This is a genomic window from Streptomyces sp. NPDC059452, from assembly GCF_042750035.1.
Lineage (GTDB): Bacteria > Actinomycetota > Actinomycetes > Streptomycetales > Streptomycetaceae > Streptomyces.
On sequence record NZ_JBHYVE010000025.1, the window covers coordinates 77995 to 95925 of the forward strand.

Genomic DNA, 17931 nt, shown 5'->3' on the forward strand with positions numbered 1-17931 from the left:
CCAGCTCTCTCTCAGGCGTTGCCGAAGTCGTTGTCGAGCAGGGCGAACAGCTCGTCCGCTGTCGCCGTTTCCGTGACCGTTTTCGTCGCCGTTTTCGTCGCCGTTTCCGTGACCGATTCCGTGGCCGTTTCCGTCGCCGTGGCGGTGTCTTCCATCGGGCCGGGCGGTGGTGCCTCGCCGCCCGATACGCCGACGCGCCGACCCCAGCCGCGCAGCAGGTCGTTCAGCCGTGCGCCGACCGCGTCGGTGTCGGCCGCTCCGGGCGGGACGGCCGCGAGGAGCGCGGACAGCCGGTCCAGCTCGGCCAGGAGTGGCGAGGGCGGTTCGGGCGCGGCGGACAGCTCCGCGTCGAGGTAGTCGGCGAGCGCATCGGGCGTCGGGTGGTCGAAGACGACCGTCGGCGGGACGGGCAGCCCGGTGGCCTCGCACAGCGCGTTCCTGAACCGCACCGCGAGCATCGAGTCGAAGCCGACCTCGGAGAAGGAGCGTTCCGGGCGCACCGGACCGGCTCCGGAATGGCCGAGGACCGCCGCCGCGTGCCGGATGACCAGGTCGAGTACCGCTTGACGGCGTGCCTGCCGGTCCAGCGGGGCCAGCCGGGCGGCCAGTCGTACGGCGGGGGTGCCGTCGTCGTCGCTCGCGGCCTCCGTCGTGTCCTCGGCCTGCACCGGCACCGGCACCCTGGTGGCGGCCGCGGAGGCCGTCCGGCCCGGTGTGGGCAGCCAGTACCGGTCGCGCTCGAAGGCGTACGTCGGCAGTGGGAGGGGGGACGGGGCATCCGGCCCTGAGGTCCCCGTCCAGGGCGACCAGTCCACCGGGCCGCCACCGGCCGCCCATGCCTCGGTCAGGGAGGCCAGCAGCCGGTCCCGGCCGCCGTCGCCGCGCCGCAGCGTCCCGACCGCCGACACCTCCCGCCCGGCCTCCGCGGCCACCGCCTCGATCCCGGCGAGCAGCACCGGATGTGGGCTGACCTCGACGAACAGGGTGTGACCCGCGTCCAGCAGGGTGCGGGTCGCTCCGGCGAAGTCGACCGGCTCGCGCAGGTTGCGGTACCAGTAGGCGGCGTCGAGCGATTCTCCGGCGACGGGTTCGCCGGTCACCGTCGAGTGGAGCGGGACGGCCGAGGCCCGGGGGCGTATCCCGGCGAGGGCTGCGCGCAGTTCGTCCTCGATCTCGGCGACCTGGGCCGAATGGGCCGCGTAGTCCACCGGGATCGCCCTGGCCCGTACGCCTTCCCGGTCGCAGGCCGCGAGCAGGGCGGCCAGCTCCTGGGGCTCCCCGGCGACGACCACGGCTTCGGGGCCGTTCACCGCGGCCACGCACGCGCGTCCGCCGACGGGCAGCAGGCTCGTGGTCCGCTCGGCGGAGGCGGCGACCGACACCATGCCGCCGCGTTCCGCCAGCCTCAGCAGCGCCCGGCTGCGCAACGCCACCACGAGGGCCGCGTCGTCGAGCGACAGCGCTCCGGCGACGCAGGCGGCGGCGATCTCGCCCTGGCTGTGTCCGACGACCGCGTCCGGGGTGACCCCGGTCTCGCGCCAGTGCGCGGCCAGCGCGACCATCACGGCGAAGAGCACCGGCTGGACGACGTCGACGCGGTCGAGCGTCGGTGCGCCGGGCGCGCCGCGCAGCACCTCGGTAAGGGACCAGTCGGTGTGGGGGGCGAGCGCCCGTTCACAGTCGGCGATGGCGGTGGCGAACGCCTCGGAGGTGTCGAGCGCGGCCACGGCCATACCGGCCCACTGCGAGCCCTGGCCGGGGAAGACGAAGACCGTACGGCCGCCGCGCGCCCGGTCCCGTACGGCGTCGGGCGCGGGTTCTCCCGCCGCGAGGGCGTCCAGCCAGCCGAGGAGCGTGTCACGGTCGCGGCCGGTGGCGGCCGCCCGGAAGGGCAGGGCGGGGCGGGTGGTGGCGAGCGCGCGGGCCGGTCCGGCGGCGTCCCCATCGGGGTCGGCCCGCAGGTGCTCACCCAGCCGGCGCGCCTGTCGGCGCAGGGCGGCGGGGGTCATGGCGGAGAGCAGCCACGGAACCGTGGTCCCGGTGCCCTCGGCCGGTTCGCCGTACGGGCCGTGGGGCGTCGGGGTGTCCGGGGCGCCCTTCAAGATGGAGTCGGCAGCCGGTGCTTCCTTCAAGATGCGGTCGGCAGCCGGTGCTTCCTCCAGGACGGCGTGGGCGTTGGTGCCGCTCATGCCGAACGCGGAGACTCCGGCCCGGCGCGGCCGGTCCCCGTCCGGGGCGTCCCAGGGGCGGGCGTCGGCGAGCAGCCGTACGGCACCGGCCGACCAGTCCACCCGGCTGGACGCCTCCTGTGCGTGCAGGGTGCCGGGGAGCACACCGTTCCGCAGCGCGAGGACCGTCTTGATGACCCCGGCGACCCCGGCGGCGGCCTGGGTGTGCCCGATGTTCGACTTCAGCGACCCCAGCCACAACGGCCGGTCGGCGGGCCGGTCCTGACCGTACGTGGCCAGCAGCGCCTGCGCCTCGATGGGGTCACCGAGCACGGTGCCGGTGCCGTGCGCCTCGACCAGGTCGATGTCGGCGCCGGACAGTCCCGCCGTGGCCAGCGCGGCCTTGATCACCCGCTGCTGTGCGGGGCCGCTCGGGGCGGTGAGGCCGTTGCTGGCACCGTCCTGGTTCACTGCGGTGCCCCGTACGAGGGCGAGGACCGGATGCCCGAGGCGGCGCGCGTCGGAGAGGCGTTCCACGAGCAGGACGCCCACCCCTTCGCCCCAGCCCGTACCGTTCGCCCCTTCGGCGAAGGAGCGGCAGCGGCCGTCGGGCGACAGGCCCTGCTGACGGCTGAACTCGACGAAGACGTCCGGGCTCGCCATCACCGCCGCGCCGCCGACCAGGGCGAACGAGCAGTCTCCGGCGCGCAGTGCCTGACCGGCCAGGTGCAGTGCCACCAGCGAGGACGAGCAGGCCGTCTCCACGGTCACGGCGGGCCCGCCGAGTCCGAGGGTGTAGGCGACACGGCCGGAGGCGACGCTGGTGACCGTGCCGCTGAGGAGGTGCCCCTCGACCTCGTCGGACGGGTTCTGCGGGCCGGTGCCGTAGCCCTGGGCGGCGACACCGACGTAGACGCCGCCCTCGCTGCCGCGTACCGACGCGGGATCGAGTCCCGCCCGCTCCAGCGCCTCCCAGCTGGTTTCGAGCAGCAGTCGCTGTTGGGGGTCCATGGCCAGTGCTTCACGCGGGGAGATGCCGAAGAACTCCGCGTCGAACTCGGCCGCCCCGTCCAGGAATCCGCCCCCGGTGGTGTAGAAGGTGCCCGGGTGCAGGGGGTCCGGGTCGTAGAGGGTGTCCAGCGACCAGCCCCGGTCGGCGGGCAGCGCGGTCACCGCGTCCACTCCGTCGGCCACCAGCCGCCACAGGTCGTCGGGCGAGCGGACGCCGCCCGGGAATCGGCAGGCCATCGAGACGATCGCCAGGGGCTCGTCGGCCACCGCGGGCCGGACCGCGCCGCTGACGGCGGCGGCCGCGGAGTCGGTCGCGGCCGTACCGGTCATGCCAGTCTCGGCGTCCGGTTCCGTGCCGCTCAGCCCCGCGTAGAGGTGCGCGGCGAGGGCGGCTGCCGTCGGGTGGTCGAATACGGAGGTGAGCGCGAGCGGAAGGGCGGTGGCCGCGACCAGCCGGTTGCGGAGTTCGACGGCGGTCAGCGAGTCGAAGCCGACCTCACGGAACGGGCGGTCGGCCGCGAACCCGGCGGCCGAATCATGGCCCAGCACGGCGGCCGCTTCGCTCCGGACCAGCTCCGTCAGCAGTTTGCGGCCCTCGGGCTCGGAGAGCCGGTGCAGCCGGTGCCGCCACGGCGGTTCGCCGCCCGTACCGGGTCCGGACCCGGCGGAGGCGTCCGCCGCCCGGGGCTCCGGGGCGGTCGGCAGGCCGCGCAGCAGCGCGCTGTCCCGCACCGAACCGAAGGTGGGCGCGAAGCGGCTCCAGTCCAGCTCGGCGACGACCGGTTCGCCCTCGTCCAGGGCGAGCGCCCGGCCGAGCGCGGAGAGCGCCGCCTCGGGGGCCATCGGCACCAGCCCGTGGCGGCGCAGTCCTTCGCCCACGGCTCCTGCCGCCATGCCCGCACCGGCCCAGGGGCCCCAGGCCACCGAGGTCGCCGTCAGGCCCCGGCCGCGCCTCGCGGCGGCGAGGCCGTCCAGGTAGGCGTTGGCCGCCGCGTAGGCGCCCTGGCCGCCGCTGCCCCAGGTACCCGAGATCGAGGAGAACAGCACGAAGGCGTCCAGGGGTTGGCCTGCGAACAGGGCGTCGAGGTGAGCCGCGCCGCGCGTCTTGGCCGCCGTACGCCGGGCCAGTTCCTCGGGCGTGCAGTCCATCAGCGCGGTGTCCGAGGTGAGTCCAGCGGTGTGCACCACGGCCCGTACGGTGTCGCCCGCCTCGCGCAATTGCTCCAGGACCCGTTCCAGCGCGGCGCGGACGGCAACGTCGCAGGCCAGCAGGGTACTTCGGGCACCGAGCGCCGCCAGAGCGTCGGTCAGCCCGTCGGCTCCGGGGGCCTTGGGGCCCCGTCGGCTGAGGAGGACGAGGTGTTCCGCCCCGCGCTCCGCGAGCCAGCGCGCCACCTGGGCGCCGAGGCCGCCGGTGCCGCCGGTGACGAGGACCGTGCCGCGCGCCGTCCACGGTGCGGGCGCGGGGGTCGCGGGCTCAGGCGCGGGCACGAGCCGGCGGCCCAGCGGTACCGGCGTACGTACGGCCACCTGGTCCTCGCCGTCCTGTCCGGCCAGCACCGCGCACAGCCCGTCCAGTGCGGGCCCGTCCAGCAGCTCCGGCAGGTCGACCAGGCCGCCCCAGCGCAGCGGGTGCTCCAGTGCCGCCACCCGGCCCAGGCCCCACACCTGGGCCTGCTCGGGGCGGACCTCCTCCGTTCCGTCGGCCGCCACCGCGCCACGGGTGGCGCACCACAGGGGTGCGTCGATACCGCTGTCACCCAGTGCCTGGAGCAGCAGCAGGGTGCCGGTCAGGCAGGCGTCGGGCGTCCGCGTGCCCGGGTGGGGTCCCTCGGCCAGGGCCAGCAGGGACAGAACGCCCTCCAGTACGCCGAACTCCGGCAGCAACGAGGCCAGTTCAGCGCGTTCGACGGCGGCCCCGACCCGGATCACGACCACATCGGCGCCGTGTCCGGCGAGGGCCTGTTCACAGGCAAGTACGGTGTCCTCGGCGCCGGGCCCGTCCGGGGTGACGAGCAGCCAGCGACCGGAGAGGCGGGGCTCCGCCGGTACGGTGAGCGGCTCCCATGCGATGCGGTAGTGGCGGGGACCGGCGGGGACTGTGGTTCCCCGGCGGCGCCAGGCGGCGGGGGCCGGGTCCGGAGCGGCTTCCGGCCAGAAGCGCCTGCGCTGGAACGCGTAGGTGGGCAGATCGACCCGCCGTACGTCGGTGCCGCTCCAGCCCGCCGACCAGTCCACCGGTACGCCGCGCAGGTGCAGCGAGGCGAGTGCGGTACGGACCGCGTCCGGCTCACCGCGGCCGTCGCGCAGCAGCGGCACCGTCCCGGTGTCGCCGGGGTCAGGAGCGGAGGTGGGGGCGGAGGTGGGAGTGGGGGCAGAGGCGGGGTCGGGGTCGGAGAGGCAGGCGTGGAGCATGCCGGACAGGACGCCGCCCGGTCCGAGTTCGAGGTACGTCGTCGCGCCCTCGGCCCGCAGCCGACGGGCCCCTTCCAGGAAGCGCACGGTGTCCCGGACGTGGCGTACCCAGTGATCGGGGGAGCGGAGCTCCTCTGCCGTGGCCGTACGCCCGGTCAGGTTGGAGACGATCTCGATGCCGGGAGCGTGGTACGTCAGCGACTCGGCCACGTCCCGGAACGCGTCGAGCATCCCGTCCATCCGGGCGGAGTGGAACGCGTGGCTCACGCTCAGGCGCCGGATCCGCCGCCCCCGGGAGCGGAACGCCTCGGCCAGGCGGTGCACCGCGTCCGCGTCACCGGACAGGACCACCGAGGTGGGCCCGTTGACGGCGGCGATGTCCACCGCGTCCTGATCCGGGTCCCGGCCCGGGTCCGCGTCCCGGTCCTGGGCGGGGTGCCCGGTGCGGTCGTCCAGCAGGGCCTGGCGCACCTCGTCCTCGGTGGCCTCCACCGCCACCATCGCCCCGCCCTCGGGCAGTTCGTCCATCAGCCGTCCCCGGGCCGCCACCAGCGCGCAGGCGTCGGGCAGGTCCAGCACGCCCGCCGCGTGGGCGGCGGCGAGTTCGCCGATGGAGTGCCCCATCAGCAGGTCGGGCCGCACCCCCCAGTGCCGTACGAGCCGGAACAGCGCCGTCTCCAGGGCGAACAGCGCGGGCTGGGTGTACCGGGTGCGGTCGAGCAGATCCGCACCGGGCGTTCCGGGCCCGGCGAACAGGATGTCGCGCAGGCGGAGATCGAGGTGCGGGTCCAGGCCGGTCAGCACCTCGTCGAGGGCGTCGGCGAACACCGGGTCGTCACGGTAGAGCTCCGCGCCCGCTCCGGCCCGCTGGCTGCCCTGTCCCGGGAAGAGGAAGGCGGTCCGGCCGGAGCGTACGGCGCCGCCGGTGAGCAGTCGGCCCGCCGACGTGCCGCGCGCGAGCGCGGTGAGCGAGCGCCGGACGGCCGCCCGGTCCCGTCCCAGCACGGCGGCCCGGTGTTCGAGCGGGGCTCGTCCCGTGGCGAGCGAGTAGGCGACGTCCGCCAGTTCGAGGTCCGGGTCGGCATCGAGCCGGCTCACCAGCCGGCCGGCCTGCGCCCGCAAGGCCTCGGGGGTCCTGGCCGAGAGCAGCAGCGGCACGGGCGGGCCGGTACGGCGGGCGGTGGGGGTGGCGGTGACCGCCGCGATGGCCATGGCGGCGGCGGTGTCCGAGGCGGCGGCGTCCGAGGTGGGCACGTCCGGAGCATCGACCCGGACCAGAGCGTCGACCCGGTCCGAGGCATCGACCCGCTCCAGGGCAGGCACGACCGCGATGGCGGGCGCCTGCTCGATGATCACGTGCGCGTTGGTGCCGCTGATGCCGAACGACGACACGCCCGCCCGACGCGGGCTCCCCGTCTCCGGCCACGGCGTACGCACGGTGAGCAGGCGGATGCCACCGCCGGACCAGTCGACGTGGGGGCTGGGCGTCCCGGCGTGCAGGGTTCCCGGCAGTTCGCCGTGGCGGATGGCCAGCACCATCTTCATCACCCCGGCCACCCCGGCCGCCGCCTGGGTGTGCCCGATGTTCGACTTCACCGAGCCGAGCCACAGCGGGCGGTCCGCCGGGCGCGCCGGTCCGTGGACGGCCTGGAGCGCCTGCGCCTCGATGGGGTCGCCGAGCCTCGTACCCGTACCGTGGGCCTCGATCGCGTCGATCTGGTCGGCTCGCAGCGCGGCGTCGGCCAGGGCGGCGCGGATGACCTGCTGCTGGGACGGGCCGTTGGGGGCGGTGAGCCCGTTGCTGGCGCCGTCCTGGTTCACGGCGGTGCCGCTGATCAGCGCGAGGACGGGGTGGCCGTGGCGCAGGGCGTCGCTGTGGCGCTCCAGCAGCAGCACCCCGGCGCCCTCGCCCCAGCCCGTACCGTCCGCCTCCGCCGAGAACGCCTTGCACCGTCCGTCGGCGGCGAGCCCGCGCTGACGGCTGAACTCCACGAAGAGCCGCGGGGTGCTCATCACCGACACCCCGCCCGCGAGGGCCTGTTCGCAGTCGCCGCGCCGCAGTGCCTGCACGGCCAGGTGCAGCGCCACCAGCGACGAGGAGCACGCGGTGTCGACGGTGAGCGCGGGCCCCTGGAGGCCGAGGACGTAGGACAGCCGCCCCGACAGCACGCTGGCCGTGTTCCCGGTCAGCAGATGGCCCTCGGAGATCCCCTCGGCACCCTCCAGCAGCGCGGAGTAGTCCTGGCCGTTGGTACCGATGTAGACGCCGACCTGCCGGTCCTTCAGCGCGGTCGGGTCCTGCCCGGCGCCCTCGACCGCCTCCCAGGCGGTTTCCAGGAGCAGCCGCTGCTGGGGGTCCATGGCCAGCGCCTCGCGCGGCGAGATGCCGAAGAACTCCGCGTCGAACTCGGGGACATCGTGCAGGAAGCCACCCTGCCTGCTGTACGTCGTACCGGCGCGGTCGGGGTCGGGGTCGTACAGCCCCTCGGTGTCCCAGCCCCGGTTCGACGGCCAGGCGCCGACGGCGTCGATGCCCTTCGAGACCAGGTGCCAGAAGTCCTCGGGCCGTACGACCCCGCCGGGGAAGCGGCAGCCCATGCCGACGATCGCGATCGGCTCGCCGCTGCCGGGCTCCGCCGCCCGGCTCGCCCCGGTGCCGACGGGGCGGGCGGACCCGGCGGTGTCGCTCGCCGCGTCCGGCAGGTCCAAGTCCAGGTCAAGGCCCAGGTCCAGGTCCGCGAGCAGCCGGTCGGCCAGTGCCGACGGCGTGGGGTGGTCGAACAGGACGGCGGCGGGCAGGGCCAGTCCGGTGGCGGCGGCGAGCCGGTTGCGCAGCTCGACCGCCGTCAGCGAATCGAAGCCGAGCGCGGAGAACGCCTTTCCGGGCTGGACCGCGTCGGCGTCGGGGTGGCGCAGGACCGTCGCCGCGTGGGTGCGTACCAGTTCGGTGAGGGCCCTGACCCGGTCCTCGTGGCGCGGCAGTACGGCGATCCGCTGCCGCAGGGCGTCGGCGGAGCCACCGCCTTCCCGGGCCGCCGACGGTACGGGGTTGCCGGGGGCCAGGTTCGCGGCAGCCGGGTCCGGTATCCCGTCGAGCAGGGCGGCGGACCGCAGGCCCAGGCCCGTGGTGAAGCGCCGCCAGTCGACATCGGCGACCACGACCAGCGTGTCATCCTCCGCGAGTGCCCGGCCGATCGCGGTGACGGCCGTCTCGGGCTCCATCACCGGCATGCCGAAGTCCCGCAGCCGCGCGGCGACTTCGTCCGCCAGCATGCCCGGCCCGGCCCAGGCTCCCCAGGCCACGGACGTGCCGGGCAGCCCGGCCGCCCGGCGGGCGGCGACGAGTGCGTCGACGGCGGCGTTGGCGGCCGCGTAGTTGCCCTGCCCGGCGTTGCCCACGACGCCCATCACCGACGAGAACACCACGAAGGCCGACAGGTCGAGATCCGCGGTGGCCTCGTGCAGGTTGCGTGCGGTGGTCAGCTTGGCGCGCAGCACCACGGCGAGCCGCGCGGGGTCCAGCGCGTCGAGCACACCGTCGTCGAGGACGCCCGCCGCGTGGATGACGGCGGACAGCGGGTATCGCGCCGGGATGTCGGCGACCAGTGCCGCCAGTGCGGCCGGGTCGGCGATGTCGCAGGCCGCGAAGGCCACTTCGGCGCCCAGCGCCGTCAGTTCGGCTCGCAGCGCGTCCGTACCGGGTGCGTCGGCGCCACGACGGCTGACCAGCAGCAGCCGCTCCGCGCCCTGGCCCGCGAGCCAGCGCGCCGTGTGCGAGCCGACGCCACCGGTGCCGCCGGTGACGAGGACCGTACCCTGCCACGACGGGCGCGTACGTGCCCGGCCGACCGCGCCCCCTTCACCGGCCTTCGGTAGTACGGGGGATGGGGCGGGCCGGAGGCGGCGCCCATGGACCCCGGTGGAGCGCACCGCCACCTGTTCCTCATCGGCCACGGCTCCCGCGAGCACCGCGCACAGGCGGCGGGCGGCCCGTGCGTCCAGCACCTCGGGCAGGTCGATCAGACCGCCCCGGCGGTGCGGGTGCTCCAGCGCCAGCGTCCGGCCCAGGGCGGCGGACGCGGCCTGACCGACGTGCCCGGGCCGCTCCGCGCCGCCGAGGACCGCCGTTCCCTTCGTCAGCGTCCAGAGCCGGGCGTCGATGCCCGCGTCCTCCAGCGCCTGGGCCAGCGCGAGGGTCAGCGCCGGACCGCCGGGCAGGTCGGGGTGGTCGGGATGGGGGCGCTCCTCCCAGGACAGCAGGGAGAGCACTCCGGCGATCGGCTGCTCCCCGACGGTCTCCGTGAGCAGAGCGGCCAGTTGTTCGCGGGTCGCGCCCGGATCGGCGACGACGCACGGGAGGAGGCCGGCTCCGGCCTCGCCGAGGGTGTCCAGGACGGCCGACGCCTCGTCGCCCTCGGGACGCAGGGCGAGCCAGCGACCGGCGAGGCCGTCCGCAGGCGCGACCGACAGAGGTGCCCAGGCAACGTGGTAGCGCCAGGAATCCGCCCTCCGTTCACGGCTTCTGACAGAGCGCCAGGTGGCCAGGGCAGGCAGGACTTCGTCCAGGGCCGCACGGCCGACCCCGAGGGTCTCGGCGAGCTGGGCGGGGTCCTGTGATTCCAGATCGTCCCAGCGGTCCTCGGCGGGGGCGGCCGGGACGGCGGCGGGGGCCGTCAGCCAGTAGCGCCGCCGCTGGAAGGCGTACGTCGGCAACTGGACCCGCCGCGCTCCCGGGAACGCCCCCGACCAGTCGACCCCCAACCCCCGCTCCCACGCACGCCCCACCGCACGCAACACCTGCTCCGGACCACCCTCATCACGCCGCAAGGTCCCGAGCGTCGCAGCCTCCACACCAGCGGCCTCAGCCGACTCCCCCACCGCAACACCCAGCACCGGGTGCGGACTTGCCTCGATGAAGAACCGGAACCCCTCCCCCAAGAGCGTCCCCGTCGCCTGCTCGAACTCGACCGTCTCCCGCAGATTCCGGTACCAGTACTCGGCATCCAGGGCCTTCGTGTCCAACAGCCCACCGGTCACGCTCGAATAGAACGGCACCGCACCCGAACGCGGGGTGATGTCCTTCAGATCAGCGAGCAACCGCTCACGGATCTCCTCCACATGCGAGGAGTGCGACGCGTAATCCACCTCGACACGACGGGCCCGCACACCCTCACCGTTGAGCTCCTCCACGAGCCCGGCAACCGCATCCGCATCACCCGAAACCACTGTCGAAGAAGGCCCGTTGACCGCCGCAACCGACAACCGACCAGCCCACACACCCAGCCGCTCACGCACCCCATCACACGGCAACGGCACCGACGCCATACCACCACGCCCCGCCAACACCCCCACCGCACGAGAACGCAACGCCACCACCCGCGCCCCGTCCTCCAAACTCAAACCACCCGCCACACACGCCGCAGCAACCTCACCCTGCGAATGACCCACCACCCCATCCACAGCCACACCGAACGACCGCCACACCTCCGCCAACGACACCATCACCGCCCACAACACCGGCTGCACCACATCAACCCGCCCCAACAACTCCTCAGAACCCAACGCCTCCGTCAACGACCAATCGACGTAAGGCCCCAGAGCCCGTTCGCACTCACCCATCCGCCCCGCGAACACCTCCGACCCACCCAACAACTCCGCAGCCATCCCCACCCACTGCGAACCCTGACCCGGAAACACCAACACCGAACGACCCGAAACCAGCCCCGACCCCGGTGCCGACCGCCCCTCCGCCAGCGCCTTCACCCCGCCGAGCAGCTCACTCCGGTCCCCGCCCACCACCACCGCACGGTGCTCGAACGACGCGCGCCCCACCGCCAGCGAGTACCCCACGTCCGCCACATCGAGCCCAGGCTCCGCCACCACCCGCGCCGCCAACGCGCCCGCCTGCGCCCGCAGAGCCTCCGCGCTGCGCGCCGACACCGGCCACACCACCGCCCCAGGACGCCGAGCATCCTCCACCGCCCCGGCCGGAGCCTCGGCCGGGGCGGACTCCAGGATCACGTGAGCGTTGGTCCCGCTGATGCCGAAGGAGGACACACCCGCCCGGCGCGGACGGCCCGCGTCGTCCCACGTACGGGACTCCGTCAGCAACCGCCCCGCCCCCGCCGACCAGTCCACCTCAGGCGTCGGACCGTCCACATGCAGCGTCTTCGGCATCACCCCGTGCCGCATCGCCAGCACCGACTTGATGACACCGCCCACACCCGCCGCGGCCTGGGTATGGCCGATGTTGGACTTCAGCGAGCCGATCCACACCGGCCGGTCCGCCGGACGGCTCCGCCCGTACGTGGCCAGCAGCGCCTGCGCCTCGATCGGGTCACCCAGTCTCGTCCCCGTACCGTGCGCCTCCACCACGTCCACGTCCGACGCCGACACCCCCGCATCGGCCAACGCCGCACGGATCACCCGCTGTTGGGACGGACCGCTCGGCGCCGTCAGACCGTTGCTCGCACCGTCCTGGTTCGTGGCCGAACCCCGTACCACCGCCAGCACCGGATGCCCATGGCGCCGCGCGTCCGACAAGCGCTCCAGCAGCAGCATCCCCACGCCCTCGGCCAGGCCGAAGCCGTCGGCGGCTGCCGCGAATGCCTTGCAGCGGCCGTCCGGGGCCAGACCGCCCTGACGGCTGAACTCCACGAGCATGCCGATCGTGGACATCACGGTCGCGCCGCCTGCCAGGGCCAGCGAGCATTCGCCCGACCGCAGCGCCCGTACCGCGAGGTGTAAGGCCACCAGCGAGGACGAGCACGCCGTGTCCACGGTGACCGCCGCCCCCTCCAGACCGAGGGTGTAGGCCAGTCGGCCCGACGCGACGCTTCCGGTGTTGCCGGTCAGCAGGTGGCCGCCCTCGTCGGCGCCCTGTTCGAGAGGGGGGCCGTAGTCCATGGTCATCGCGCCGACGTAGACGCCCGTCGGGGTCCGCCGCAGGGTGGCGGGATCGATCCCGGCCCGCTCCAGGACTTCCCAGGTCGTCTCCAGCAGCAGCCGCTGCTGGGGGTCCATCGCCGCCGCCTCGCGCGGCGAGATACCGAAGAACTCCGCGTCGAAATCGGCCGCACCGGCGAGCGAACCCGCCTCCCGCTGGTAGTACCGGCCCGGCGTCCCCGGTGCGGGGTCGTACCGTCCGGCGGTGTCCCAGCCCCGGTCGTCGGGCAGCGCGGAGACGGCGTCGGCGCCTGCCGACACCAGCTCCCAGAGTTCGTCGGGGCTGCCGACACCGCCGGGGTAGCGGCAGCCCATCCCGACGATCACCACGGGGTCGTCGTCCACGGGCCGCCGCACCGGATCGGCCGCGTCCGGGTCCGGGTCCGCGTCGGGCCGGTCGCCGCTGATCTCGGCGCAGAGGTACGCGGTCAGGGCCTCCGGGGTCGGGCAGTCGAAGACGACCGTCGCCGGGATGCGCAGCGCCGTCGCCGCGCTCAGCCGGTTGCGCAGCTCCACGGCGGTGACGGAGTCGAATCCCAGGTCGAGGAAGGCCAGTTCGGCGGGGACGGGGTCGGACCGCCCGGTCAGTGCGGCGATCTCCTCGCCCACCAGCCGTGCCAGCGCGGCGCGCCGCTCCCGTACGTCCATTCCGGCCAGCTCCGCATGGAACGCGGTGGCGGCATCCCCGTCACCGCCCGTGCCGTCCGGCCCGTTCGCGTCCGCCGCCGGGCCGGTCTCCGAGAGCGCCGCCAGGACAGCCGCCGGGAGGTCCCGCACCATGGCGTGCTCCGGGGCGGACAGCGCTTCCCGTTCCGGGGTGACACCGTGCACGTACAGGTCACCGAGCGAGGTCAGGAACCGGCCCGGACCGTCCTGGTCCCGGCGCAGCGTCCCGAGGACGGCGGTCTGCGCGCCGTGTTCCTCCACGCAGTCCGTGAGGGCGGAGGTCAGCACGGTGTGCGGGCTGACCTCCAGCAGGACGCCGTGTCCGTCCCGCAGCAGGGCCCCGGCCGCCTGGTGGAACCTGACCGTGTTGCGGAGGTTGCGGCACCAGTAGTCGGCGTCCAGTGCCGGGGCGTCCAGTCGTCCGCCGGTCAGTCCGGAGTAGTACGGCAGCTGCGGCGTACGGGGGCGGATCGGGGCGAGATCGGCGCGCATCCGGGGGATGATCGCGTCGATGTGGGGGGAATGGGCGGCCAGGCCCACGGCGATCCGCCGGGCGTGCACCGCGTCGGCGGCCAGGTCGGCGAGGAGTTCGGCGGCGGCGTCGCGGTCGCCGGAGACGATCACGGAGCGCGGGCCGTTGTGCGCGGCGACGACGAGGCGGCCCTCCCAGCGGCGCAGCCTCGGCTCGACCTCGTCGGCCGGGGCCATGACGGAGACCATGTCGCCCTGCCCGGCCAGGGTCGCCTGGGCCTGGCTCCACAGGGCCACCACCCGCGCGGAGTCGTCCAGGGACAGCGCGCCGGAGACCGCGGCGGCGGTGACCTCGCCGACGCTGTGCCCGAGCACGGCAGCCGGTTCCACACCGTGGGAGCGCCACAGTTCGGCGAGCGACACCGTCACGGCGAACAACAGGGGCTGCACCACGTCGGCCCGGTCCCCGGCAGGTGCGCCCGGCGCGTCCGGGGCGCGGAGCACGTCGATGGGCGACCAGTCGACGAAGGGTTCCAGGGCCTGCGCGCACGCGTCCATCCGGTCGCGGAACACCGTGGAGGTGTCCAGCAGGTCCACCGCCATCCGGGGCCATTGCGCGCCCTGTCCGGGAAACACGAAGGCGACCCGGCGGTCGGCCCCGGCGGCGCCCTCCACCAGACCGGGCATGCTCCTGCCCTCGGCGAGCGCGTCCAGCCGGCGCAGGAATCCGTCACGGCCGTCCGCCACCAGTGCCGCCCGCCGGCTCCCCTCGGAGGCGGTGCGCGCGAGGGTGAGCGCGATGTCCTGGGGGCTCCAGTCGTCACGACCGGCCAGGTACGCGTGCAGGCCGCGCGCGCCGGCCGCCAGCGACTCCTTGCCGCTGCCGGCCAGTGTCCACAGCAGCGGTGCTTCCGTACCGTCGGGGTGCGCCATCGTGTTTTCGGACTCCTTCACGGCGAGCAGGACCATCAGTCACCGGGCGGTGGCGGGGTGCCCGCTCCCACGGGTCGCGCGTCGGCCGGTACGCCTTCGTCATGGCCGACGGGTACCGCCACCAGACCTGCGACGTCGATCTTGCCGACGTCGCATAGCGGCCCGATATCGCAGGCCGCGACAGGATGCGGGTACGGGGAGCGGGCGGGGTGGGGAGCGGCGGAAGAGCCAGCCGCGCGCTCCGCGTGGGGCAGGTCGCGGAGCAGCGGAGGAGCCACGCGCAACCCGTGGGGCGGGTCAGCCGTCCGTTCCGGGCGACCGGTGCGGGCCAGGAGCTCGCGTCACCCCCAGTTCCCGCCAGATCCCGTCCAGTGCCGCGACGAACTCCTCGACCTCCGCGGGCTCGTGGACGGCGCCGGGTGCGCTCCTGAGGATCTCCTGGCCCGCGCGGACGCTCGGCGCGTTGATCGCCTGTACGTAGATGCCATGGCGTGCCAGCAGCAGGGCGGAGATCCGCCGGGCGAGCGCGTCGTCCCCGACGAAGATCGAGACGATGTGGGACCCGTCGGAGACGAAGGGGATGCCGTGTTCCGTGAGCAGCCGGTGCGTCAGCCGCGCGTTCTCGCGGAGCCGGTCGCGTTCCTCGTCCGAGGTGCGCAGGTGCCGGACCGCGGCGAGCGCGCCTGCCACGACCGCCGGTGGCAGGGCGGTGGTGAAGATGAAGGAGCGGGACAGGCCGCGCACCGCGTCGACCAGATCGGCGGGACCGGCGATGTATCCGCCGGTGGTGCCGAATCCCTTGGCGAGTGTTCCCATGATGACGGTGAACTCGTCCGCGAGGCCCAGGCTCGCGGCGATACCGGCTCCCTCCGGCCCGTACATCCCGACCGCGTGAACCTCGTCGAGGAAGGTCATCGCGCCGTGCTTGCGGGCGATCCGGGCGATCTCGGCGAGCGGGGCGATATCACCTCCCATCGAATAGACCGACTCCATGACGATCATCTTCGGCCGGTCGGGGTCGGTGGCGGATATCAGCTCTTCCAGATGTGCCGTGTCGTTGTGGCGGAAAATGTGTTTCTCGGCGCCGCTGTGGCGGAGTCCGTCGATGATCGAGGCGTGGTTCATCTCGTCGGAGAAGACGACGCAGTTCCCCAGCCGGCCGGCGAGGACCGTGAGGGCTCCGTCGTTGGCGGTGTACCCGGAGGTGAAGAGAAGGGCGTCCGCCTTGCCGTGCAGATCTGCCAGTTCCTTTTCCAGCAGCACGTGGTAGTGGTTGGTCCCGCCGATGTTCCGGGAGCCGCCCGAGCCCGCGCCGTACTCGTCGAGGGCCTCCCGGGTCGCCGCCAGTACCAGCGGGTGCTGGCCCATTCCCAGGTAGTCGTTGCTGCACCAGACACTGATCTCCGAGGCGACCCCGTCCCGCACGCTCCGGGCCGCCGGAAACTTCCCGGCGACCCGGCCGATCTCAAGAAACTCCCGTTTCGCCTCCGGTGACCCACCTTCCCCCATATGCCGTGAGAAGAGTTCCAGGTAATGGTTCATGACGACCCTTTTCTCCGAAGACTTAAGCCGATGCGGGGGCCGAACCGGTAGAGGGTATTGTCTCAGGGCGGAATATCACTTCGATGGCGCGGGCTGCGACAATTCAAGGCCTCCCGCACATCCGTTCCTTCAATTCACTCTCCTGGTAATACCCGATCTGCGTGTTGTAGGCTCTGCGGAAATTCCTCGACACGGCACCACTGGAGTTTCCTATGCCGTCGAACGAAACGTATGTCAGCCAGATCCTTGAGGTAATCTCCGCAGAACCGGAGAAAGTCGTCCTGTCCTGGCGCGACAGGACGCTCACCGCGGCGGAGCTGACCACCCTGGTCCGGTCAGCCGCGCAGGCCCTGCACCGGCACTCCAACGGGACCGACGACGGGGCCGACGGGACCGACGGGACCGTGGTCGCCATCCTGACCGTCACCAACACCGGCCCGACCCTGGTCCTGCGGTACGCCGCGAATCTGGTCGGGGCCACGGTGGTCCATCTGCACACCACCAACGCGGTCGACCCGGCGGACCACCTGGCCGCCGACGCCAAGCTCAAGATCCTCCGGGAGACCGGTGCGACGTACCTGGCCGTCGACGCGGAGACCGTCGCGACCGCCCGTGAGCTGCGCGAGCGGCTGGACACTCCGCTCGCCCTCGTCGCCCTGGGCGATCTCGGCCCCGATGTCCTGGACCTGACGGCCGGGGACCCGGACGCGCTGGATGCGGACGCCGTCGGGATCGGACTCGACCGGACGGCGGTGGTGACGTACACGAGCGGGACGACCGGTGAGCCGAAGGGCATCGCCTTCGACTTCCGGGCCCGCAACGGTTTCATCTCCGCCGGACTCCAGATGGGCTGGCGGTCGGTCTATCTGGCCTGCCTGCCGCTGAGCCACTCCAGCGGCGCCACGGCCGACGACTCACTCGCATCCGGTGGCTCGGTGGTCCTGCGGGACGGCTTCGACCCGGGAGACGCGCTGCGCTGCGTCGAGCGGTACGGGATCACCCGGATGCTGCTCTCCCCTCCCCAGCTGTACCTGCTCATGGACCATCCGGAGGTGGGCTCGACCGACCTGGCCGGCCTCCGGATGGTCACGTACGTGGGCTCCCCCGCGTCCCCCGAGCGCCTGGGCGAGGCGGTCAAGGTCTTCGGCGATGTGCTGATCCAGGTGTACGCCACCAGCGAGGCGGGCTTCGTCAGCATGCTCTCGCCCGCCGAGCACCTCGATGCCCGGCTGCGGGTCACGGTCGGCCGGCCGATGCCCGGCTGGGTCCGGATCACCGATCCCGACGACCACCGCGACCTGCCGCCCGGCGAGACCGGCGAGGTCTGCGTACGGTCGCCGTTCACGATGAGTGAGTACGTGGCCGAGCCCGAGCTCACCGCCCGGACCGTACAGGACGGCTGGGTGCACACCGGTGACCTCGGCTCCGTCGACGGTGACGGCTACCTTCACCTGCGCGGCCGGATCGGCGAGGTGATCAAGACCAATGGCATCAAGATCCATCCGGTGACCGTGGAGAACGCCCTCCTGGCCCATCCCGCTGTCGTACAGGCCGCCGTCTTCTGCGTCCGGGACCAGGACCGGATCGAGCACCTGCACGCCGCCGTGGTGCTGCGCGAACCGGGCACGGCCGACCCCGGCGGACTGGCGGAACACATCCGGGCCACCATCTCGCCCAAGCACGTTCCCGCACGGATCCACATCCGCTCCACGCTGCCCCTGACCGGCGTCGGCAAACCGGACAAGGCACGCCTCGCCGTGGAAGCGAGCGGGTGAAACCC

The 17931-nt window shown here is 73.6% G+C and carries 3 protein-coding genes; 1 reads left to right on the top strand and 2 read right to left on the bottom strand.

From position 1 onward, the window contains the following. Positions 1-11: 11 nt before the first annotated feature. Together ACFW9Z_RS28095 and hemA are read right to left on the bottom strand one after the other, a co-directional pair. A complete protein-coding gene (locus tag ACFW9Z_RS28095; protein ID WP_384645371.1) occupies positions 12-14609 on the bottom strand; it encodes a type I polyketide synthase in 14598 nt (4865 codons plus the stop codon). A 297-nt stretch (positions 14610-14906) separates the two neighbouring features. Further along, entirely contained in the window at positions 14907-16151 is a 1245-nt protein-coding gene (hemA, locus tag ACFW9Z_RS28100) for a 5-aminolevulinate synthase (RefSeq protein WP_384645372.1), read from the bottom strand. Between the two features lie 212 nt (positions 16152-16363). On the opposite strand from hemA, the gene ACFW9Z_RS28105 reads away from it, so the two are divergent. After that, positions 16364-17926 carry a class I adenylate-forming enzyme family protein gene (locus tag ACFW9Z_RS28105; protein ID WP_384645373.1) on the top strand — a complete coding sequence of 521 codons (1563 nt, stop codon included), beginning with the start codon at positions 16364-16366 and terminating at the stop codon, positions 17924-17926. The last annotated feature ends 5 nt before the right edge of the window (positions 17927-17931 follow it).

Bases quoted from the DNA above. Each gene is read 5' to 3' on its own strand.
- ACFW9Z_RS28095 (WP_384645371.1), bottom strand. From the start codon at position 14,609: ATGGCGCACCCCGACGGTACGGAAGCACCGCTGCTGTGGACACTGGCC.
- ACFW9Z_RS28105 (WP_384645373.1), top strand. From the start codon at position 16,364: ATGCCGTCGAACGAAACGTATGTCAGCCAGATCCTTGAGGTAATCTCC.
- hemA (WP_384645372.1), bottom strand. From the start codon at position 16,151: ATGAACCATTACCTGGAACTCTTCTCACGGCATATGGGGGAAGGTGGG.